This window comes from Dehalogenimonas sp. W (assembly GCF_037094495.1).
In the GTDB taxonomy this organism is placed as follows: Bacteria; Chloroflexota; Dehalococcoidia; order Dehalococcoidales; family Dehalococcoidaceae; genus Dehalogenimonas; species Dehalogenimonas loeffleri.
In genome coordinates, this window is the sequence record NZ_CP146612.1 from 1,404,842 (window position 1) to 1,426,711 (window position 21,870).

The 21,870-nt window shown below is 52.1% G+C and carries 23 protein-coding genes; 16 read left to right on the top strand and 7 right to left on the bottom strand.

Annotation, left to right across the window (positions count from 1 at the left end; translation table 11 throughout):
- Positions 1-11: 11 nt before the first annotated feature.
- The 3 genes from dapB to rpsO all read right to left on the bottom strand — a co-directional run bounded on the left by dapB (position 12) and on the right by rpsO (position 3,431).
- Positions 12-806 (bottom strand): 4-hydroxy-tetrahydrodipicolinate reductase, encoded by a 795-nt coding sequence (gene dapB, locus V8247_RS07340; RefSeq protein WP_338737200.1) that lies wholly within the window; start codon positions 804-806, stop codon positions 12-14.
- 103 nt (positions 807-909) lie between these two features.
- Positions 910-3,108: a polyribonucleotide nucleotidyltransferase gene (locus tag V8247_RS07345; protein ID WP_338737201.1), complete on the bottom strand. Its 2,199-nt coding sequence runs from the start codon at positions 3,106-3,108 to the stop codon at positions 910-912.
- 59 nt (positions 3,109-3,167) lie between these two features.
- Positions 3,168-3,431 carry a 30S ribosomal protein S15 gene (rpsO, locus tag V8247_RS07350; protein ID WP_338737202.1) on the bottom strand — a complete coding sequence of 88 codons (264 nt, stop codon included), beginning with the start codon at positions 3,429-3,431 and terminating at the stop codon, positions 3,168-3,170.
- 172 nt (positions 3,432-3,603) lie between these two features.
- Between rpsO and V8247_RS07355 the strand changes: the two genes are divergently transcribed.
- From V8247_RS07355 to V8247_RS07385, 7 genes are all read left to right on the top strand, one after another.
- Positions 3,604-5,403: an ABC transporter substrate-binding protein gene (locus V8247_RS07355; protein ID WP_338737203.1), complete on the top strand. Its 1,800-nt coding sequence runs from the start codon at positions 3,604-3,606 to the stop codon at positions 5,401-5,403.
- A 78-nt stretch (positions 5,404-5,481) separates the two neighbouring features.
- Positions 5,482-6,528 (top strand): ABC transporter permease, encoded by a 1,047-nt coding sequence (locus V8247_RS07360; protein WP_338737204.1) that lies wholly within the window; start codon positions 5,482-5,484, stop codon positions 6,526-6,528.
- Positions 6,525-7,415 (top strand): ABC transporter permease, encoded by an 891-nt coding sequence (locus V8247_RS07365; protein ID WP_338737205.1) that lies wholly within the window; start codon positions 6,525-6,527, stop codon positions 7,413-7,415. The genes V8247_RS07360 and V8247_RS07365 overlap by 4 nt, the downstream gene beginning before the upstream one ends.
- On the top strand, positions 7,412-8,587 hold the full coding sequence (locus V8247_RS07370) for an ABC transporter ATP-binding protein (RefSeq protein WP_338737206.1): 1,176 nt from the start codon (positions 7,412-7,414) through the stop codon (positions 8,585-8,587). The genes V8247_RS07365 and V8247_RS07370 overlap by 4 nt, the downstream gene beginning before the upstream one ends.
- Positions 8,580-9,638, top strand: a complete 1,059-nt coding sequence (locus V8247_RS07375) for an oligopeptide/dipeptide ABC transporter ATP-binding protein (protein WP_338737207.1) — start codon at positions 8,580-8,582, stop codon at positions 9,636-9,638. The genes V8247_RS07370 and V8247_RS07375 overlap by 8 nt, the downstream gene beginning before the upstream one ends.
- An 87-nt stretch (positions 9,639-9,725) precedes the next feature.
- Positions 9,726-10,604 (top strand): DMT family transporter, encoded by an 879-nt coding sequence (locus V8247_RS07380; RefSeq protein WP_338737208.1) that lies wholly within the window; start codon positions 9,726-9,728, stop codon positions 10,602-10,604.
- A 322-nt stretch (positions 10,605-10,926) separates the two neighbouring features.
- Complete coding sequence (locus V8247_RS07385) at positions 10,927-11,838, top strand: carotenoid biosynthesis protein (RefSeq protein ID WP_338737209.1); 912 nt, start codon at positions 10,927-10,929, stop codon at positions 11,836-11,838.
- Here V8247_RS07385 and V8247_RS07390 read toward each other — a convergent pair.
- A complete protein-coding gene (locus V8247_RS07390) occupies positions 11,767-12,657 on the bottom strand; it encodes a TPM domain-containing protein (RefSeq protein WP_338737210.1) in 891 nt (296 codons plus the stop codon). The two genes, V8247_RS07385 and V8247_RS07390, sit on opposite strands and share 72 nt — an antisense overlap.
- 2 nt (positions 12,658-12,659) lie before the next feature.
- Positions 12,660-13,226 (bottom strand): LemA family protein, encoded by a 567-nt coding sequence (locus tag V8247_RS07395; RefSeq protein ID WP_338737211.1) that lies wholly within the window; start codon positions 13,224-13,226, stop codon positions 12,660-12,662.
- A gap of 125 nt (positions 13,227-13,351) precedes the next feature.
- Here V8247_RS07395 and V8247_RS07400 point away from each other — a divergent pair, with 125 nt between their 5' ends.
- Together V8247_RS07400 and V8247_RS07405 are read left to right on the top strand one after the other, a co-directional pair.
- Positions 13,352-14,272 (top strand): PAC2 family protein, encoded by a 921-nt coding sequence (locus V8247_RS07400; RefSeq protein ID WP_338737212.1) that lies wholly within the window; start codon positions 13,352-13,354, stop codon positions 14,270-14,272.
- Positions 14,256-15,080, top strand: a complete 825-nt coding sequence (locus tag V8247_RS07405; protein WP_338737214.1) for a PAC2 family protein — start codon at positions 14,256-14,258, stop codon at positions 15,078-15,080. The genes V8247_RS07400 and V8247_RS07405 overlap by 17 nt, the downstream gene beginning before the upstream one ends.
- A gap of 361 nt (positions 15,081-15,441) precedes the next feature.
- Here the strand turns inward: V8247_RS07405 and V8247_RS07410 are convergent, their stop codons facing one another.
- Together V8247_RS07410 and V8247_RS07415 are read right to left on the bottom strand one after the other, a co-directional pair.
- Positions 15,442-16,167, bottom strand: a complete 726-nt coding sequence (locus V8247_RS07410) for a hypothetical protein (RefSeq protein ID WP_338737215.1) — start codon at positions 16,165-16,167, stop codon at positions 15,442-15,444.
- 54 nt (positions 16,168-16,221) lie between these two features.
- The gene (locus tag V8247_RS07415; protein ID WP_338737216.1) at positions 16,222-16,677 is read right to left on the bottom strand and encodes a ferritin-like domain-containing protein; all 456 of its coding nucleotides are present in this window, start codon (positions 16,675-16,677) and stop codon (positions 16,222-16,224) included.
- Between the two features lie 222 nt (positions 16,678-16,899).
- Between V8247_RS07415 and V8247_RS07420 the strand changes: the two genes are divergently transcribed.
- From V8247_RS07420 to atpG, 7 genes are read left to right on the top strand one after another with little or no spacing between them, the layout of a single operon-like run.
- Entirely contained in the window at positions 16,900-17,109 is a 210-nt protein-coding gene (locus V8247_RS07420) for an AtpZ/AtpI family protein (protein ID WP_338737218.1), read from the top strand.
- 19 nt (positions 17,110-17,128) lie between these two features.
- Positions 17,129-18,082: a F0F1 ATP synthase subunit A gene (locus tag V8247_RS07425; RefSeq protein ID WP_338737219.1), complete on the top strand. Its 954-nt coding sequence runs from the start codon at positions 17,129-17,131 to the stop codon at positions 18,080-18,082.
- 42 nt (positions 18,083-18,124) lie between these two features.
- Positions 18,125-18,355, top strand: a complete 231-nt coding sequence (atpE, locus tag V8247_RS07430; RefSeq protein WP_013218006.1) for an ATP synthase F0 subunit C — start codon at positions 18,125-18,127, stop codon at positions 18,353-18,355.
- 24 nt (positions 18,356-18,379) lie between these two features.
- Positions 18,380-18,880 carry a F0F1 ATP synthase subunit B gene (gene atpF, locus V8247_RS07435; RefSeq protein ID WP_338737220.1) on the top strand — a complete coding sequence of 167 codons (501 nt, stop codon included), beginning with the start codon at positions 18,380-18,382 and terminating at the stop codon, positions 18,878-18,880.
- Between the two features lie 9 nt (positions 18,881-18,889).
- Entirely contained in the window at positions 18,890-19,435 is a 546-nt protein-coding gene (locus V8247_RS07440; protein ID WP_338737221.1) for a F0F1 ATP synthase subunit delta, read from the top strand.
- A 33-nt stretch (positions 19,436-19,468) separates the two neighbouring features.
- Positions 19,469-20,980, top strand: coding sequence for a F0F1 ATP synthase subunit alpha (gene atpA / locus V8247_RS07445; RefSeq protein ID WP_338737222.1), 1,512 nt, complete (start codon positions 19,469-19,471; stop codon positions 20,978-20,980).
- Between the two features lie 17 nt (positions 20,981-20,997).
- Positions 20,998-21,855, top strand: coding sequence for an ATP synthase F1 subunit gamma (gene atpG / locus V8247_RS07450; RefSeq protein WP_338737224.1), 858 nt, complete (start codon positions 20,998-21,000; stop codon positions 21,853-21,855).
- Positions 21,856-21,870: the final 15 nt, after the last annotated feature.

The following is a 21,870-nucleotide window of genomic DNA, read 5'->3' on the forward strand; positions in this document are numbered from 1 at the left end:
ATTATCCCCCTTTAGAAATCAAGCAGTTTTTCCAGCCCGAAGATGAATTCCCCCGGACGTCCGGCGATTTCCCGTATCGCCAGCAGGACGCCGGGCATAAAGCATTCGCGGCTGGTGGTATCGTGTTTGATGGACAGCGTCTGCCCGGGCGCGCCTAAAATTACTTCCTGATTGGCCACCAGTCCCGGCATTCTGACCGAATGCACGGTCACACCGTCAAACTTCTGGCCGCGGCTGGGATGGCCGGCGTCGCTGTCCAGCGAGCGGAAGGGTTTATCCCGGGATGCGGCCATGGTGCGGGCGGTGGCAATAGCGGTGCCGGAAGGGGCGTCGGCCTTGTACTCATGGTGCAGTTCAATGATTTCCGCCCAGTCAAAATAGCGGGCGGCGATGCGGGACAGTTCCATCATCACCACCGCGCCCAGCGCAAAATTGGGCGCAATCACCGCGCCGATGTGATATTCTCTGGTCAAATCATTCACCCGGGCCAGGGTCTGGGCACTGAGGCCGGTCGTGCCGATGACCAGCGATACACCGGCCCGGGCGGCAATTTCCACGGTCTGCGGCACCGCCGCGGCCAGACTGAAATCCACCAGGACATCCGGCCGGGTATCGGCCAGCAGCCGGGCCAGATTATCATTCAGCGGTACCGGCGGCGCGTTTTCGGCGGGGGAAAATTTAGCGGATTTTTCGGCCCTGGCATCACAGGCACCCGCCAGTTCCAGGTCCGGGGCAGCGGTCACCGCCCGCATCACCTCGCGTCCCATCTGCCCGAGAGCTCCCTGTACTGCAACTTTAATAGTCATCACGTTTATCCTGTTTTCAGTATTTAGGCCGCAACCCCGGAATGGGGCGGTTAAAAAACCCCTCAGGGCCGTTGGGCCCTGAGGGGTTTCATCAGTTCCTCTATTACCTTCGGAATTGCGGCCGGTCACCCCGTTCCATCGGCGCGCCGGGCGCTGAGCGCCGGAAACCACCCTGAGGCGGTGCCTGGTTGCGCATGGCTTCCTTTTCTTCTTCAGTCGGCGGCGGCAGCAGAGCGCGGATAGACAGATTGATTCGGCCCTGAGAATCAATCTCAATCACCTTGACGTTGACGATATCGCCGATCTTGAGGACGTCTTCCACTTTATCCACCCGGCGGTTGGCCAGTTCGGAGATATGAACCATGCCTTCCTTGCCCGGCAGAATCTCCATGAAAGCACCGAAGCTCATGATGCGGGTTACCTTGCCGCTGTAGGTGGTGCCGGGTTCAATATCCTTGGTCATGCCCTCAATGATGGCAATGGCCTTTTTAGCAGCTTCGCCGTCGGAGGCGCCGATAATAACGGTGCCGTCGTCTTCAATATCAATGGAGGTTTTGGTCTCTTCAATGATGGCGCGGATCACCCGGCCGCCGGGGCCGATAACGGCGCCGATCTTGCTGGGGTCAATCTTCAGTTTGTACATCCGCGGTGCGTAGGGCGACATCTCAGCGCGGCTATGGCTGATGGCTTTATCCATGACATCCAGAATGACCTCACGGGCGCGCCTGGCCTGCGCCAGCGTCGCTTCAATTACCGCAAAGCTGATGCCCTTGAGTTTGATGTCCAGCTGAATGGCGGTGATGCCGTCACGGGTGCCGGCGACCTTGAAGTCCATATCGCCGTAATTATCTTCCAGACCTTCAATATCGGTCAGGGTGACAAAACGGTCGGGGTTGGCATCGTCGGTAATCAAACCAACGGAGATGCCGGCCACCGCTTTCTTGATCGGCACCCCGGCGTCCATCAAGGACAGGGAGGATGCGCAGGTGCTGGCCATGGAGGTGGAGCCGTTGGAGCTGACCGCCTCGGATACCAGTCTCAGGGCATAGGGGAACTCCGCTTCTGACGGGATTACCGGCAGCAGCGCCCGCTCCGCCAGCGCCCCGTGGCCGATTTCGCGGCGTCCGGTGCCGATCCGCTTGGCTTCACCCACGGAGTAAGGCGGGAAATTATAATGGTGAATATAACGTTTGGAAGTCTCCGGGGCGATATTGTCCAGCTTTTGTTCCATCTGCAGTGAGCCCAGAGTCACGATGTTCAAAATCTGGGTCTGACCGCGGGAGAACAGCGATGAACCATGCACCCGGGGCAGTACGCCGACCTCGGCGGACAGCTCGCGGATTTCTTCAATGCCGCGGCCGCTGACCCGTTCCTTCTTATCCAGAATAGTGGAGCGTACCAGTTGGCGGATTTTCTTATCGTAGGCTTCCATAACGGCGCCGCGGTCAAATTCTTCGCCCAGCGACTCCATCAGTTCGCCCTTAATCTTCCCCAGGTTTTCCTGACGCTGGGATTTGTCGGCCTGGTAAAAGGCCTCGGCCAGTTTGCCGTCCACAATAGCGGAAACTTTGTCCAGCAATCCGGCGTCAATTACCGGCGGGCTGACTTCCCATTTGGCCTTGCCGACGGCAGCGACCATTTCTTCCTGCAGGGCAATGATTTCCTGGTTGGCCTCATGACCGATGCGGATAGCCTCGTACATCAGGTCTTCCGGAGCTTCATTGGCGCCGGCTTCCAGCATGGTGACTGCTTTTTTGGTGCTGGCCACGACCACGTCCAGTTTGCTGTCGGCTAACTGAGAATGGGTGGGGTTAATGACGAACTCGCCGTCAATGTAGCCGACATGCACCGCGGACAGCGGGCCTTCAAACGGCATCTCTGAGATACCCAGGGCGCAGGAAGCGCCGATAACGCCGAGAATATCAGGATCATTCTCCTGGTCGGCGGTCAAAACGGTGACGATGATTTGAATCTCGCGGCGCCAGTACTTGGGCAGCAGCGGGCGTAGCGGCCGGTCAGCCAGCCGGGCGGCCAGGGTGGCGTTTTCTGAAGGCCGGCCTTCGCGGCGGATAAAACCGCCGGGAATTCGTCCGGCAGCGTACATCCGTTCTTCCACGTCAATGGTCAGCGGCAGGAAGTCCACACCGGGGCGCGGTTCTTTGGCTACCACCACGGTCGCCAGTATCACGGTGTCACCATAGCGGACGGTTACGGCGCCATTGGCCTGTCCGGCCAGTTTACCGCTTTCAATAACCAGCTTACGCCCGCTTATGGTGCGTTCAAATGTTTTAATATCAGACAACAGTCTCTCCTTTTAAGTGTTTTGGCAATAGTCCTTTCCTTAAATTATAAAGGAAAAGATTACTTGCGCAGACCCAGCTTGACGATCACAGCCTGGTAGCGGGCGGCATCCTCTTTCCTCAGGTAGGCGAGCATGCGCCGGCGCTGGCCGACTAATCGCAGCAGGTTACACTTGGTGTGAGAGTCCCGTTTGTTGGCCGTCAGGTGGGAGGTGAGCTGCACGATGCGAGCCGAGAGAATGGCGATCTGCACTTCCGCAGAGCCGGTGTCGGTGTCATGGCGTTTGAAGGCATCAATGACGTTGATTTTGTCCAGTTTTTCCAATTTCTTTCCTCTTAATCTTTTATCAAAGATGGATTATAGCACAACGTGTGAGGGGAATTAAAGAGGGGTGAGGAAAAAATTAGATATTGACATAGCACAAACTAGGGTTATAATTGAGACAATCGGTTCTCGGTTGGTAATTACCAGCCGAAATTTAGAAAAGGAGAGACTCATGAAACACAGGTGGCGAACCAGGGCGGGTTTGGTGCTCGCAAGTATTTTAGCACTGGCGATGTTTTTACCAGCATGCAGTGGGGATACTGATCCTACCACGGCGCCTCCAACCACAACTGCTGCCGACCCGGACGCAAACATTAAAAACCCTGAATCATTTATCATGGCCACAATTGGTTATCCTGATTCACTCGACCCGGCTTACGGCTATGACACGGCAAGCGGGGAATCAGTTCAATTGGTTTACGACACACTTCTTACTTTCAAAGGAGCGAGTACAACAGAGTTTTTGCCTGCTTTAGCAACCGAATGGACAATATCTGCAGACGGAAAAACCTATAGATTTCATATCCGCACTGGAGTTAAATTTCACAATGGAAATGACTTGACTCCTTCAGATGTTGAATATAGCTTTGAACGCGGCATGGTACAAGACTACGGCGCTGGTCCACAGTGGATGTTCTTTGAACCGCTGCTAGGTGGTTACAGTTCAAGAGATATTGAGCCCAGAATTCCGTTACAACAGATCACAGATGCGGTTCAAGTTGATGGGGAATGGGTTCAGTTCAATCTGATTGCTCCCTATGCGCCTTTTCTGCAGATTCTGGCAGGCCCTTGGGGTGGCATAGTTGATAAAGAATGGTGTGTACAAAATGGGGATTGGGATGGTTCTGAGGCTTCATACGCAGCTTTAAACGATCCCGATGCTGGAGCATCTCCACTACAGGCAATAATGAATGGCACCGGACCGTTTAAACTTGAGCGTTGGGATCCTGGTGTTGAAATTTCTTTTGTTAGATATGATGCCTATTGGCAGGGACCGGCAAACTTCGAAAGAGTCATCATTAAGACGGTTGACGAATGGTCAACAAGAAAATTGATGCTTCAAAATGGCGATGTTGATTATGCCTACGTACCGGCAACAAATTTTGCTGAAATGGAAGGCGCTACAGGTCTCACCATTATCAAAAATCTTCCAACTGTAACCGTTGACTCATTTTTCTTCCAGATGAGTATCAGTCCCCAGAGCACAATGGTTGGCTCCGGCAAACTCGATGGGGCAGGTATTCCGCTGGATTTCTTTACTGACATAAATGTCAGGAAAGGCTTTTCTCACGCCTTTGATTTCGGGACGTATCTACAAGATGCTCTATCCGGACAAGGTGTACAAGCTGCTTCTCCTGTAATCAACGGTTTGTCATACTACAACCCCAATTTGACCACAAAATATAACTATGATTTGGTTAAGGCTAGGGAGTACCTCCAGGCCGCGTGGGGTGGTCAAGTCTGGGAGAAAGGTTTTACTCTTACCCTTGCCTACAATTCCGGTAATCTTCCGCGCAAACTGGCGTGTGAGATTTTACAAGCCGGGCTCTTTGCAATCAATCCCTTGTTCAAAGTCAATATTCAAGTCATGCAATGGCCGACTCTACTCCGTGGAATGTACACAGGTCTACTACCAGCTTTCCAAATTGGATGGTTACCTGATTTTACTGACGCACATAATTTTGTCGTTCCATTCATGCATAGTCAGGGAACCTTTTCCGGTTGGCAAAACTACAACAACCCTGAAGCCGATGCACTTATTGCTGAGGGTATTAGCTCCATAGATCCCCAGGTGCGGCAACAAATATATGATCAACTCGCTCAAATATATTACGATGACGCTCCGGGAATTTTACTGGCCCAACCCCTGGGTCAGAGATACTTCAAAGATTGGATTCAAGGCTTTGTCTATAATCCAGCTTTACCGAGCCAAATGTGTAACATTTACCTGTTAAGTAAAACATACAAATAGAAGTACCATTGACGAATTTAAGCAGGTGCCCCTTCCCTTGAGAGACGGGGCACCTGCGGTTTACTACGAGGTACACACTTGGAATTCAGATCTTATTTAGTCCGCCGTTTGGCGATGCTTGTACCAGTGCTTTTTGGTGTCACCGTTTTAATATTTTTACTCCTTCAATTATTTTCACCTATTGAAAGAGCAGCCTTATATGTAAAAAATCCTGCCCAATTCCAACACATTGATGAAATTATCGCGCAGTACGGGCTTGATGCCCCAATTTGGAATCAATATATTACGTGGATGAATGAGATATTTCATGGTAATTTCGGTTGGTCCAGGGTTGTTTCGTTGCCGGTTACCGAGGCGATCGGCAAATTTTTGCCGGCAACTGTTGAGTTGGCATTGTTTGCGACTCCTTTGATTATTATCGGTGGGATATTTTTTGGATCCAAAGCTGCTGCCAATAAAGACAAATTTTTTGATCATGCCACACGTTTTGGTGCTATTATCGGTTGGTCTTTGCCTACTTTTTGGCTTGGGCTCGTTCTTCTAATGGTTTTCTACGGATATTTCAATGGTTTGCTGCCTCCTGAAAGATTAAGTACAGAAATGAGCATCGTTGTAAATTCTTCGGAATTTGTTCGGTACACAGGCATAAACTTTTTAGATGGGATAATGAACGGTAATTGGCAGGTTTTCTGGGATAGTATCAGGCACATGATACTGCCTGTAATCACTCTGACAGTGGTAAATATTGCTTTTATAATGAGATTAATGCGATCCAGTATGTTGGAAGCTCTTGGCAAAGGTTATATCACTACCGCTCGGGCCAAGGGATTGACTGAAAACATTGTCGTCAACGTTCATGCAAGGCGTAACGCATTAATACCTGTGCTTACTATCTCGGGTTTTCTTTTTGCTTCAATTGTCAATGGCGTAGTTATTACAGAAACGATATTTAACTACAAAGGCCTAGGTTGGTGGGCCTGGCAATCTGCGGTCCAAATAGATATTCCTTCAATTTTGGCGTTCGCCCTTTTTAACGGGGTGCTTTTTGTTGTTACCAATACCGTTGTTGATCTCCTTTATGCGCGAATAGATCCAAGAATCAGGGTTGGTGGTAAGGCATCATGACTAGTCTAAAGTCGTTATTTGGGAGATTAAAAAAGAATCCTCTGTCTATTATCGGGATAGTCATAATTGTCTCTTTTATATTTGTTGCGGCACTCGCTCCTATAATTGCGCCTCCGCCGGAAGGTCATGTCAATTCATATATGATTCCAAGAGATGGTTTCTCAGCGGTACCTAAACCCCCGAGTGATGACCATATTTTTGGTACCACACAAGGCCAATATGACGTTTTTTATGGTGTGATATGGGGGACTAGAACCGCTTTTCAGATTGGCCTTATTGTAATCGGAGCAATTGTAGTAATTGGGCTATTTCTTGGAAGTGTTGCGGGTTATTTTGGTGGTATTATTGACGATATTATAATGCGTATTACAGACGTCTTTTTGGCTTTTCCTTCACTTATTTTAGCGATGGCAATTACCATCGCCTTAGGTCCGAGCATTCCGAGCGTGATGTTAGCTCTAATTTTAGTTTCTTGGCCGAGCTACGCTCGCATGATTAGAGGGGAGATATTGGCGATACGCGAAGAAGATTATGTGACGGCTGCCCGGGGGGCAGGCAGTTCTGATCTGCGAATTATTACTCGGCATATATTACCTAATTCTATTTATCCTGTCCTGGTGATGGCTTCCCTTGAAATAGGTGCAGTTGTTCTTTCCGCGGCAGCATTGAGTTTTCTTGGACTGGGACCTCAGGAAGGATATGCCGATTGGGGGCAGATGATTAGTTTCGCCAGGAATTGGATTACGGGAACTGCTAATAATCCATTTGCCTATTGGCATGCGATAACAATACCGGGTATTTTTATATTTTTGTTTGTACTAGGATGGAACCTTCTTGGTGACGCTTTCCGTGACATTTTAGATCCTAGATTGAGTAAGGGCAGATGAACGAGCTTTTAAAAATAGAAAACCTTATCGTCCGTTTTCATACTGATGAAGGCGTCGTCCAAGCCTTGAACGGAATTACGTTTGATATCGGTCGCCGAGAAACCGTCGGGCTGGTCGGTGAAACAGGCTGTGGGAAAACTATGACTGCCTTCTCCATCCTTCGGCTCATTCCGCCACCCGGAAAGATTGAAGGAGGTTCGATTATTTTCGACCGAGGGGATGGAAAGCCCGAGGATATCCTGAAGATCGGCGAAAAGGAGATGCGCAAACTTCGGGGCAATCGCATTTCAATGGTTTTTCAAGAGCCAAGCGCTGCATTGAATCCTGTATTCACTATCGGTGACCAAATAGCCGAAGTAGTGTTGGTCCATGGGCGTCAGGAAACAGGTTTGCAGGCACTTGAATCCGTGAAGGCAGCTCTCCTTAAAACGGGATTTTCGGCGAGCGTATTCAAGCCATTCAGAACGGTTCAGCGCTATTTATATGGCCAGATAAGCCGTAATCCCAAAGCACTTCTCCCCCGCTTCATCGGTCGTATCCCGCTGATTCGCGGAATTATGTGGCGACTTAAGGCGGAGGCATTAAAAAAGGCCGTAGCCATGTTGAAAGAGGTTGAAATTCCGGATGCCGCCCGGGTAGCTCAGGCACATCCTCACCAGCTTTCAGGCGGCATGAAACAACGTTCGGTCATCGCTATGGCATTGGCCCATTCTCCCCAACTTTTGCTTGCAGACGAGCCAACGACGGCGTTGGATGTGACCATCCAATCTCAGATTTTGGTCTTGCTCAACAAACTCAAGAACGACTTCAATGCCTCCATACTCTATATCACTCACGATCTGGGAGTAGCATCGGAAATATGTGACCGGATAGGTGTCATGTATGCCGGTACTCTTGTGGAAATAGCTACGACTGAAGAAATATTTCTGCACCCGGCGCACCCTTATACCAGAGCTTTGATGGTTGCGGTCCCTCGGCCGGGAGTTGAACCTAAATCAATCAGCGGCAGCGTCCCGGATCCTATCGAACCTCCTTCGGGCTGCCGATTCCACCCGCGTTGTGACCGTGCAACAGCCGAATGCCGGGAAATATCGCCTGTCATGCGTGAAGTGAGCCCTGGTCACCTGGTAGCTTGTTACAATATAGGAGACGATCTTGGAAACGTTGGTTGAAACCCGTCATCTGAAAACCCATTTTCCTATTTTGAAAGGGCTTCTCCGTCGTCCTGCCGGTGCGGTAAAAGCTGTTGACGGCATTGACCTTAAACTGATAAAAGGGCAATGGCTTGGTCTGGTTGGAGAATCTGGTTGCGGGAAAACTACACTTGGTAAAACACTGGTGCGCCTGTATACTCCTACCTCGGGCCATATATATTTTAACGTGCCGGAAGTTGAAAAAGATGAGATTGAATCCTTGGAAACATCCGGCAATAACGCCGGCAGACTGCAAACACTAAGAGAAAAAGACGATGCCTCGTTATTTTCTGGAAAAACCCTCAAAGCCATGCGGAGACATGTTCAATTGGTGCATCAGGATCCATATAATTCTCTAGATCCTCGGATGAAGGTCAAGGATATCATTGGTGAACCACTGGTAGTCCATAATTTGATGAATTCTGCCGCGCGAAAAGAACGGGTAGTCGAACTCATTGAACAGGTCGGAATGAGTACTAAACATTTACAAAGATACCCTCATCAGTTTAGCGGCGGGCAACGCCAGCGTATCGCCATAGCCAGGTCATTGGCTACAAAACCCGGATTTTTGGTTTTCGATGAGCCTACCTCAGCCTTGGACGTTTCCGTCCAGGCTCAGATTTTGAATCTTCTTAAAACATTGAAAGCTGAAGAAAACCTGACCTATCTTTACGTTACCCATGATCTCAGAGTGGCTGAAAGTGTCTGTGACTCTATCGCTGTAATGTATCTTGGAAAAATAGCTGAGATCGGCAACGCCGATGAATTGTTCCACGCTCCACGTCATCCATATTCACAAGCCTTGGTACAATCTACTCCAATACCTGATCCGACCCGAAAACGTGGGCGGATAATTTTACCAGGAGAAGTGCCAAGCCCTGCTAATCCACCATCTGGATGCGTCTTTCATCCGCGCTGTCCGAAGGCATTTGAACCGTGCCCTAACATTGTACCGGTCCTTGCAGACTGTGGTGACGGGCACGAAGTTGCCTGTTTGCTGTATAAGACCTCATGGCCCGAAATCGGCTAAAAGGGTGGAAGCGATTAATCATACCATGCTGAATGAAAGCGCTTGAATACTTTAAAATACCTTGAATAAATCAGCGGAAATTTGAACTTGAAACCTGGTCTGTATTTGTTAATTGGAGCGGTTTCCGTTTCCTTTGCCGCCATATTTATCAGACTCGCCGATGCTCCGCCTTTAATCATTGCTGCTTATAGGATCGGTATTGCCTCACTAATCATATTGCCTTTTACATGGAAAAAGGTAGTCTATGCAGTCAGAACTATTTCCAAAAATACTTTTGGCTTGTTAGTACTAGCTGGAGTATTTTTATCAGCGCACTTTTATTGGTGGATCACTTCTTTGGAGTACACCACTGTTGCCAGTTCCGTGGTATTGGTTACCGCTAACCCGATATTTATCGGCCTGGCTTCCTATTTGCTTTGGAAAGAAAAACTGGGTCGCCGGTCAATATTAGGTATCATGGTTGCAATCGCCGGGGTCGTGGTGATCAACTTTGATAAGGTCTCTTTTAGTTCCGAGGCTTTTTACGGCAATATGTTGGCTTTGGTTGCTGGACTTATGGCTGGTGGATACCTTTTGATTGCAAGGGTATTACGTGACAAAATCAATGCTATCGCGTATTTGAGCTTGGTTTATGCCATTTCAGCGGTCATTCTGGTGATTTCAGCAATCGTAAGTGGTTTGGAATTCACCGGCTATTCCACCCAAACATTCCTTATGTTTATTTTGCTTGCCATCATACCTCAAATATTAGGTCATTCCAGTTTCAATCTGGCTGCCAGGCTTATGTCGGTAACCTTGGTATCAATTGCAATTCTGGGTGAACCGGTGGGCGCGACTATTTTAGGTATATTGATTCTCGGTGAACAGCCTGCGATACAGGAAATTATCGGCGGGGTCGTGATTTTGCTGGGTATATATCTAGTATTAAACAGAAAAACAGAACCGCAGGCGCTGGTGGATAACTGATAATTCAAATTATAATTGGTTAGTATAAGTCGATTTTTTTCTCGGTCCTTTGCCTCACCACCGTTATTCTAGCTCTTCGTACTGTTTTGGCTGCAGGCTTCCCCCGTTTGTCCGAAACCGCCAAAACCGTTAGAATCAGTCATTATTGCATTTAAACTTGAAAAAGAACCTGAACTTAAACCCCCTGACCTGGTGGTCGGCTGGCCGGGTATCGGCAACGTAGGGGTGAGGGTAAAATAAGGTGACCGGGATTGCTTTGGTTCCTCGCAAGGACGGATGGATGAAGGCCGGGAATGTATAATACCGGCCGAGAGAAAGGCTGATGAATTACAGAGGCTATATTCTTTGGGGACTGTCAATTGGTCTGCTGGTTACCGGCGTCATCCATATTTCCCGGATTATTAACAGCGAAACACATCCTTCTCTGGTTGATTTCAGCCAAGGCTCCCCGACTGGAAGTCTCCTTTTCGGGCTGGCTGTTTTACTCCTGTTTTTGCATTCTCTTTGGACTATCGGGTTCCACAGGGGATTAGCTTTGATAGTCGTAGGATTTGTGTTAGGTTTGCTTTTGGAGATCTTAGGAGTAAACTACGGCGCAATTTTTGGTCATTATGCTTACCATCCGGCTATAAATCCACGCGTAATGGATGTGCCCTTGCTGGTGCCGGTCATCTGGGCGGGTTTCATTTATGGCTCATTCAGTATCATGTCTTCATTTTATATCTGGCTAAACCGGAAGGCACCTGGAGATATGTATCCTGGCATCAGGTCCAAATTGATCTTTGCCGGACTGGGCGCTTTGTTGGTACTGGCGATCGATGTTGTTATGGAACCACTACAGGTCAAAGCCCGGAATTGGACATGGCTGGGCAGTGGTCAGTATTTTGATATTCCCGCGCAAAATTTCCTGGGCTGGTTTTTGTTAGTCTTTTTCGTACTTATGATATTTTTGTTTTTACAGGAGCATCTGCCGCGTATAAAAAGGCGTAACCATGAGATGCACCTGTTGCTGATTCCCGTGCTGGCATACGGTCTTTTGGGCCTGACACTGGCACTTTGGGCGCTTTTATCCAATATTCCGGTGCTGGCGGTTATTGCGGTATTAACAATGTTACCGATAGTAATTGTTAATTTGAAACTGTTTGCCAGATGGAGGGCGTTATCACCAGCCGCGACTGGCACCGCCGCCACCGCTGCTGCCGCCGCTGAAACCGCCGAAGCCGGAACTATGTGACGAACTGCTGCGGAAACCGCCGCCGGAAGACGACCAACTGGTGGGAAGACCGTTGGAGGAACGGGTCTGATAGTTGCGGGACAAGAGGGCATCAAGGAATAAACCGGATACCGCCAGACCGATGGTCAGGCCGACCAAAGCCCAGATATTACCGGTAGCCAGCCCGATGACCACCCCGGCGATGGCGCCCCAGATACCGCCTAACCAAATGCTCCTGGTGCGGGCCATGAAGGCTAAAAGATACATGGTGATAAAACCGATGCCGAAGATCACCGATTCAATCTCCCCAAAAATGTCCCGGATGGGGTTTTCCTCAATGAGGGACGGTGGTGTACCGGCACGGATAAGTTCTTCCAGTGCGGCAACACCATCGGCGATGCCGGCAGCGTAATCATCAACACGGAAAGACGGCAAGACGTAATCATCAAGGATACGCCCGGCGCGGCCGTCGGTGATGATTGGCTCCAGGCCGTAACCGACCTCAATACGTACCTTGTGATCTGCTACGGCGGTGATGAAGAGAACGCCGTTATCAGCATCCGCCTGGCCGATACCCCAGGCCTCAAAAAGTCTGACGGCGTAATTTTCTATGGTGTCGCCCTCTAAAGAGGCAATGGTCACCACGGCAATCTCAGCCCCGGTCTCCTGGGACAGGATGGTGAGACGGTTCTCTAGGGCGGAACGGGTGTCGGCATCAATAACACCGGCAAAATCCGAGACAAAGCCCTGCGGTGGCGGGAAAGGCTGCGCCCAAACAGCAACGGTGCCACCAAGCAGCAGTGCCGCGACGGTCAGGGAAGTTAAAACGAGACGGCGCATAGTTAGCTGAAATCCACCACGGGCGGCTGGTCAGTGCCGGGGAAACTCTCAAAATAATCCCGTGGATCAAAACCGAACATGCCGGCGATCAGAACGGTGGGGAAGCGTTTTATCGCAGTATTATAGTCACGGACTTCGGTGTTGTAGCGGCCGCGCTCCACAGCGATACGGTTTTCTGTGCCCGCCAGTTCATCCATCAGCGTAGTAACTGTTTCAATGCTGCGGAGTTCCGGGTAATTCTCCATGACGACCAGTAAGCGTGCCAGGGCGCTTTCAACGTCATTGGCGGCGGCGGCCTGATCTGTGGCGGTGTCGGCGCCGGCGTAACGGGTGCGGGCGTCGGCGATGGCGATAAAGACCGCCTGCTCCTGAGCCATAATACCCTTAACCGATTCAACCAGATTGGGGATGAGGTCAAAACGGCGCTGGTACTGCGTCTCCACCTGCGCCCACTGAGCATCAACCGACTGGCTGCGGGTGACCAGGGAGTTATAGGTGTTGATAAGAGGCAGAGCGATAACCAGCAGCAGAGCAACGGCGATGCCGATTCCGATAAGGAGTTTCTTCATATAATTACCTCAAAGATCAGGCTCATTAATTAGTATTATAAGGCAGGTCGTGGTTTGCTGCCACAATAATCATACGGTTCTTGATATGTTGTCCGAAACCGCCTAAACCGTTAGAATTAGTCATTATGGCATTTAAACTTGAAAAAGAACCTGAACTTAACGCCCCTGACCTGGTGGTCGGGTGGCCGGGTATCGGCAACGTGGGGCTGCTGGCGGTAGAGACGCTGTGGCGGCAGCTGGAGGCGGAATACCTGGGGGAGATAGAGCCGGAGCCGTATTTTTACCCCAGCGGTTTAACGGTAAAAAACGGGGTGCTGGAGAAGCTGTCTTTCCCGGCCAGCAAGTTCTATTACAAGCGGCTGGAGAACCGGGATGTTATCTTTTTTACCGGCGAGGAACAGCCGGCCGAGAGCGGCTCCACTTATGCCTCCGGGGTGAAGGCCTACCGCATGGCCAATGAGGTGCTGGACGTGGCTCAGCAGTTCGGCTGCCGGCGGGTGTTTACCTCCGGTGCGGCGGTCAGCCCCATTCACCACAAAGCAACGCCGGGGGTGTGGGCGGTGTCTTCCGACAGCGCCTTGCTGGCGGAGATCAACGCGGCCCGGAGCGGCAAGCTGGTCAGCGACTTGCAGGGGCGGCAGACCCAGGCCAATGTTTCCGGCCTGAACGGTTTACTGGTGGGGGTGGCCTCACGCCGGGGTTTGCCGGCGGCCTGCCTGATGGGTGAAGTGCCGGATTATCTGGCCCGGGCGCCGGTGGCCTATCCGGCGGCGGCCAAGTCCGTCCTGCAGGTACTGAGCGGGCTGCTGGGCTTCCGGCTGAATTACACTGAGCTTGATGAGATGCGGGTACAGATGAATGAAATGGTGGAGCAGTTTTTTGAGCAGTTCCCGGCCGAGATAAAAGAAAAACTGGCGCAGCGACGGCAGGAAGTGGCCGAATCTGAAAGCGGGGAACCCATTACCGAAGATGACAAGAAGTGGCTGGAGGATCATATAGAAGACTTGTTTAAGCCCGGAGGGGATGGCGATGACCGGGCAGCTTAAATATTCGGCGGCCCCGCGGCTGGAACGGCCGCTGATGGTGGTGGCATGGAGCGGGGAGACCGGTAATCTGGGACAACGGATTATCGGTTATCTGAACGATACCCTCCAGATGGCGAAACTGGCGGACATTGAACCGGGAGGCTTTTTCGGCATGAACAGTGTGGAGGTGTCGTCAGACCTGGTCAGCTTTCCGGAAAGCGTGCTGCGGTATTCCGAAAAGGCGTCCTTGATTACCATGTATTCCGATGTGCCGGCCTATGAAGTGCCGGAGTTTTTGAAACTGGTCCTGGATGTGGCCGCCCGCTACGGCGTGAGCCAGCTGGTGCTGGTCAACGGCTTGCCGGTCATGGCTTCACATAATACGCCGAGCGAACTGATTGCGAACCTGAACACACCGTTGCTGAAGGAATGGCTGTCCGGCGACGGGGTCAATACCGAAATCAATTATGAATCACCGCCCGGACAGCGGCCGCCCATAAGCAGTTACCTGATCTGGGAAGCGCGGCAACGGGGTATTGAAGCGGTGTCGCTGTGGGTGCCGGTGCCGTACTATCTGGCGCCGTATACCGACGAGGTCGGGGCCCGGCGTACCCTGGCTTTCCTGCGCGAAAAGCTGGCCTTGGCGCTGGACCTGGACGGGGCGGTGGATGCTGAGCAGCGTTTGCGGGAGCAGTTGGGCGCCTTGCGCACCGGCTCCGCCGATGTTGACCGGGCGCTGACCATGCTGGAGAGCAACATGAGCCTGACCGAGTACGAAGCCGGGCAACTGGCGGCGGCGGTGCGGGAGAAGATCGGGCAGGAAGGCTGACGCCGGCCCGGCGGCTGGGAATTCCAGATCCTAAGTTTTTAATTAGAACACTATCCGCCGCCCGATGTTCCACCGCCTGACGGTACCGGGCAAAATATATCCCCAAAATGGGACATTTGGTACTTGCGTAATTGCGTCGGATATGTTATCATATGTTCTGTATTTCTCAGGAAAAAGCCGGTGGCAAGCGATATGATTTGTTTCTCCGGCCGACGAATCCCCGGAGAACTACATTTGAACGTAAAAGAGGATTCGTTGCCTTCGTTTTCCGGTCAGAATACCAAAAGCCGGCGATGACGCCGGCTGGTTGGTTGCCTGAAATGGGCGCAGTGACAGCTTTTTCTTAAGGGACTCCGGTTGGTTAAGCGGTCTTTTTCTTGCGCGCCGGGGCCTTGCGCGGCTTCTTGGGGGCTTCGGGCTGGCCGGCCGGTTCTTCAGCTTTGGCGGCATGTTCTTCCGGCTGGGCCTGTGGCTGCGGCCTTTCCTGGGCATTGCGCAGGTAGCGGTGAATCTCATCCAGAGACGGCGGTGACACGCTGAAGACTTCAATGGTCGCCGGGAACTGAATCTGGTGGCCTTCGCGCATGAAGAGAATGCCGGCCTCGTTATCCTTGAGGGTTTCGGTAATCCGGCTGCCGATGTGCTCATAGCGCTTTTTAGCCACGGCCATCAGATTTTCCGTGGCCAGCCGGGCTACCTTGGATGAGGCAAAGCCCATCATGACAAAGCGTTCCCAGTCAATGCTCTCGTTCATCAGTTCCCGGTCTTCAATCGGCGTCAGGGCGGCGTTCTTGCTGAGACGGGCCTGGGTGATGTCGTACGAGGGGTTTTCAAACTGCTTCAGCGTGGCGACGGCCGCGTCGCCGGAGCTGTCAATGCCTTCATGATAAATCTGCGCCACCGCGCCGATGCGGTCCTCCAGGTGGTTGAGCTGGTCAGTGACCTCAGACCAGTAACGGTGAAACAGGGCCTGGTATTCCGCCGGGGCATCCGGCCATTGATAGAGCAGCGGCACGACATAAAGTTTGCGCTTGCCGCTGAAAGAGGCCGCGGTCGGCCGTTCAATCTTACTCAGTTCTTCGGACATGGTTTGACTCCTTCTGATTGTTACATTATTTATATAAAGAAAGAAAAGACGGCGTCAGTCTTCAACATAGACGACAGTTTCATACAGCCGCTCCAGCGCCGCCTGATGCTCCCGTTCCTGCTCCGACAGGGCGACGGCCAGTTCCCGGGCCAGACTGTCGGAAAAGACATCAGCCAGGTCCTGATAAAAGGCCGCGGCAGACGCCTCCTGGCGGATGGCAAAGAGCAGGGTGCCCGGCAGGTCGGCACCGGGCAGTTCATCCGGGGCTATCAGGTACTCTGATAAAGTGATGCGGGATATATCGGGATGGGGCACGGGCTGGATCGGCATTTCGCCTTCGGGTAACTTCTTAAGCGCCGCCAGATGGTTTTCCTCGGCCGCGGCCAGTTCCCGCAACAGCGCGGCGGCAGCCGGGTCGCTGGTCAGTCCGGCAGCGCGGTGGTACAGAGCCGCGGAGGCGACTTCCTTCATCATGGCGGTTTCCATTATTTCGGCGATCTGGTCGTTCATAAAGATCCTCCCGGCGGTTTAAAGCCGCAATCTATTCTAGTAAGCCGGAGACGGCAGTGTCAATGCCGGAGGGACAGCGCTCAGCCTGCTGAGTATTTGGTGTCGGAAATACGGGGTTTTTCGGGTCTTGGGACATCAACCGCCGAGTCTTAGTTACCCGGGACTAGGACTTGACCCGTATGGCCCGTTCTGCTATGCTTTGTCGGGTTTTTTGAGGCAGTGATGAACCGTTGGCTAATCGCTCTGAAGTTCATCGGCGTTGGCTGGTTTATCAGTTTCGCCATTTTGGGCGGGGTATTGCTGGGCCGATGGGTTGACCAGCGTCTGAACAGTGAACCTCTGGTCCTGATTATAGGCTTGTTTCTTGGTTTGATTGTAGCGTTTTACGGCGCATATCAGTTGATATCCGGGTCTTCTAAGAATAAAAACTGAAATAGCAAGGAAAACAGAAGTGCCAGAAGCCAAAAAAGTAATGGGGATGTCCAAACCGGTTTTCATTGCCGTCCTGTTGGTTATTCTGGCCGTTACCATCGTCAGTTTCCTCGCCGGCGGCATCGGCCAGGCTTTATTCGGGATAGATTTCCCCGAATGGCTGACCGTCAAACAGCCTGCACCCCACCTGCCGCCTTCACCGGTCTTTCATATCGGCGGCTTTGCCGTCACCAACACCATTCTGACCGCCTGGATTTCCATTTTGCTGCTGGGCGGAGTGTTCTGGGCGGCGACCCGGCGGATGAAGCTGATTCCCGGCCGGTTTCAGGCGATAGCTGAAAGCGTTATCGCCTATCTTTATGACTTCTGCACCGACATCGCCGGCGACAAGAACGGCCGTAAATTCTTCCCGCTGGTGGCTACCATCTTCCTGTTTGTTATTACCAACGCCCTGATGAACCTGATTCCGGGCTATAATTCCCTGCTTATTGACGACGGTCAACACATGGTGCATTTATTGCGCGGCGCTAACACTGATGTAAACTTTCCCCTGGCGCTGGCGGTGATTTCCTTCATTATGGTGGAGTACTGGGGCTTGAAAACCATCGGTATCTTCCATTACCTCGGCAAGTTCTTTAATTTCGGTCCGCTCATCAAGAGCATCAAGCATTTCCGCAAGGAAGGCCCGATGGGCGTTTTCAACGGCCTGATTGCTGTCTTTATCGGGTTGATTGAACTTATGGCTGAGTTTATCCGGATTATCTCTTTTACCTTCCGTCTTTTCGGCAATATGACGGGTGGTGAAATCTTACTGGTGTCAATGCTGTTCCTGATGCCGTTCATGCTGGCGCTGCCTTTCTACGGGCTGGAGCTGCTGGTCGGTTTCATCCAGGCGTTGATTTTCGCCGGCCTGACTCTGGTGTTCGCTCACATTGCCGTGACACCGCACTCCGAGGAAGCCTCGGAGCATTAATCCGTCACCAAATTAGCTCATATAGAGAAAAGGAGAAAAGACATGGAATTGGATGCAGCAAGACTTTTAGCGGCCGGTCTGGCCATGGGCCTGGGTGCTATCGGCCCCGGTATCGGTATTGGTATTCTGGGTAGCGGCGCGGTAAACGCGGTCAGCCGTAATCCGGAAGCTCGCGGCCCGATCTTCACCAATCTGCTGTTCGCTGTCGCGTTGGCTGAAGCTGTGGCCATTTACGCCCTGGTCGTTTCAATTCTTTTGATATTCGTAGCCTAGTTGTCCTAAAGGGGGGTTCTGACAGTGGAAAAACTGGGGATAGATCTTGCCAGTTTTATAGCCCAATTGGTCAACTTCGGCATTTTGCTGGTCGTGTTGTACCTGGTGGCCTATAAGCCGATTCTGAAAATGATGGACGCGCGCTCTGCTCGCATCAAAGAAAGCCTGGAACAGGCTGAAGAGATGAAAAAGCAGGCCGAGGCCGCTGAGGTGGAGTTTAAAAAGCAGATTGCTGAAGCCTCCAAGCAGGGACAGGCGGTTATTGAACGGGCATCTAAAACAGCCGATGAAATTCGGCTAAGAGCAATGGATGAAGCCAGGGGTGAGGCTGAAGCCCTGGTCAGCCGGGCGAAAGCGGATATTCACCGCGAACGGGATGAAGTCATTGACGAACTGCGCAAGGAGTTCGCTGATCTGACTATTCTGGCCGCCGGCAAGGTTATCGGCAAAACGCTGGACAAAAGCGCGCACCGCGACCTGATCAATCAGGTACTTGAAGAAAGCAATCAGTTAAGAAAGAATTAGGGGAGACAATTGGCAAAAAGAGCCTTTGCATTAGCCCTGCGTTATGGTCAGGCCGTCTATGAGATTGCCGAAGCTAAAGACGCTTTTGACAGCTGGCTGAGTGACCTGCAATTACTTGATACGGTCGTAGCTGATAAAGACATCCTCTTTTTTCTGGAGAGTCCGAAGATTGCCCTCGGCGTTAAGAAAGAAGTTTTGGGAAAAAAGCTGACCGGTGTTAATCCGGCGGCCGTCAACCTGGTGCTGTCACTGGCCAACCGGGGACGGCTGGGCATCATGCCCGATATTGTGGTTGACTTCCAACGCCGGGTGGACGAACGGCGGGGCATCGCCCACGCCGAGGTCACCTCGGCTGTTGCCCTTAGCGATCAGGATGTCGCTGATATCCGCAAAAAGCTCAGTGAGATGTTTGATAAAAAGGTGGAGGTTTCCGCCTCTGTTGACGCTTCATTACTGGGCGGGGTGGTCGCCCGGGTGGGCGACAAGGTAATTGACGGCAGTTTAGCCCGTCGTCTGCAAATTATGAAACAGGAAATCAATCAGGCCAGGCTGTAAACTAGTTTTGCTCCTGGAAGGAGGCTTGTAAAAGTGTCACAACGAGGACTTGATATTGTATCTGTCATCAAAGAACAGATAGAAAACTTCGGTTCTGACGTCGCCGTGGCTGATGTCGGAACGGTAATTGAAGTAGGCGACGGCATTGCCCGGATCCACGGTTTAGCCTCCGCTGAATTTAACGAACTTCTGGAGTTCCCCGGCGGCGTCATGGGTATCGCCATGAACCTGGAGGAAGACTCCGTGGCGGCGGTACTGCTGGGCGAAGATACCCTTATTAAAGAGGGCGATCAGGTCCGCCGGACCAATCGCATCATTGAAGTTCCGGTCGGCGAAGAGATGATCGGCCGCGTGGTTAATCCGCTGGGTCAGCCCATTGACGGCAAAGGCCCGCTGAAAACCACCAAACGCCGCGCTATTGAACGGGTGGCCCCCAACGTGGTTACCCGCCAGGGTGTGGATACGCCGGTGCAAACCGGCATCAAGGCTGTTGACGCCATGATTCCCGTCGGCCGCGGTCAGCGTGAGTTGATCATCGGCGACCGCTCTACCGGTAAGACGGCCGTGGCTATTGACACCATCATCAATCAAAAAGGCGGCAACCTGCTTTGCATCTACGTCGCCATCGGTCAGAAAACCTCTAAGATTGCTCAATTAGTGGGCACGCTGGAGAAATACGGTGCCATGGAACACACCATTGTGGTCGCGGCTTCGGCCTCTGACCCCGCCGCTTTCCAGTACATCGCGCCGTTCGCCGGTTGCGCCATGGGTGAGGAATTCATGGACAGCGGTAAAGAGGCCCTGATTGTGTACGATGATTTAACCAAACACGCCTGGGCTTACCGCCAGTTGTCATTGCTGCTGCGACGGCCGCCCGGACGCGAAGCCTATCCCGGCGATGTTTTCTACCTGCACAGCCGGTTGCTGGAGCGCGCCGCCAAACTGAACAAGGAAAACGGCGGCGGTTCACTGACGGCGTTGCCGATCATTGAGACCCAGGCGCAGGATGTGTCGGCCTATATTCCGACTAACGTTATTTCCATCACCGACGGTCAGATTTACCTGGAGCCGGATCTGTTTAACGCCGGCGTGCGTCCGGCGCTCAACGTGGGTATCTCGGTCTCCCGCGTCGGCTCAGCCGCTCAGACCAAGGCTATCAAGAAGGTGGCCGGTAAACTGAAGCTGGAAATGAGTCAGTATCAGGCGCTGGCGGCTTTCGCCCAGTTCGGTACTTCCGAGCTGGATAAGACCACCCGCGCTCAGCTGGAACGCGGTCAGCGCATCACTGAGGTGCTCAAGCAGCTGCAGTACAAACCGGTGGCCATGGAGAATCAGGTGGTTATCTTCCACGCGCTGCTTAACGGGTTCCTGGACGATGTGGAAGTTGCCAGTGTATCCAGGTTTGAAACCGATATGTACCAGTTCTTACAGGCTAATTACGCCGATATCACCAAAACTATCGCCACCGAAAAAGCGTTCACCGAACAGACCGAGAAGGCCTTGAATGACGCTTTGAAAGAGTTTAAAAAGAGCTTTGTGGCCTAAGGAAGGGAAGAAGCTGAATGGCTAACCTAAGAGCCATACGGTTGCGCATTCGCGGCGTTAAGAACATCGCCAAGATTACGCGCGCCATGGAAATGATTGCCGCTTCCAAAATGCGCCGGGCGCAGGACCGCGGCCTGGCCGGTCGGCCGTACCGGGAAAAGATTACCGAGGTGATTGCTGCGTTGTCCGCGGTTTCCGGCGGTGAGGCCGGGCATCCGTTGCTGGTCAATCGGCCGGTAAAAAAGATAATGGTAGTTCATATCACCCCGGATCGCGGTTTATCCGGCGGACTGGTCGGTAATATTAACCGGGCGACCCTGGCGTTTATTCAGGAGAAAAAAGGCACACCGGTTAACTTCATCGTTGTCGGTAAAAAAGGTTTGGATGTCATGCGCCGGACGCAGCGGGAAATTGCCGCTGAGTTTGTGGGCATGGGCGACAAGCCGACGTTGCAGGAAACCCTGCCGATTTCGCGGATTGTCATTGATGATTTTAAGTCCGGCGCGGTGGATGAAGTCTGGGTGGCTTACAGTCAGTTTGTGTCCACCATGGTGCAGAAACCGGTACTGGAGAAACTATTGCCCGTTGAGCCGGCGGAGATTGAACCGCAGCATAACGTGGAGTACATCTATGAGCCCGATGCGGCTTCCGTACTTGGTTCATTGCTGCCCGCCTATGTGGAAATGAAAATATTCCAGTTGTTACTGGAATCAATTGCCAGCGAGCAGTCGGCGCGCATGGTGGCCATGAGAAACGCTACCCAGAACGCCAACGAGCTTACTGAAGAACTTACTCTGGAATACAACAAGGCCCGGCAGGAATCCATCACCGGTGATTTACTTGATATCGTCGGTGGTGTGGCGGCGCTGGCTTAACTCAACAGGAGGAAT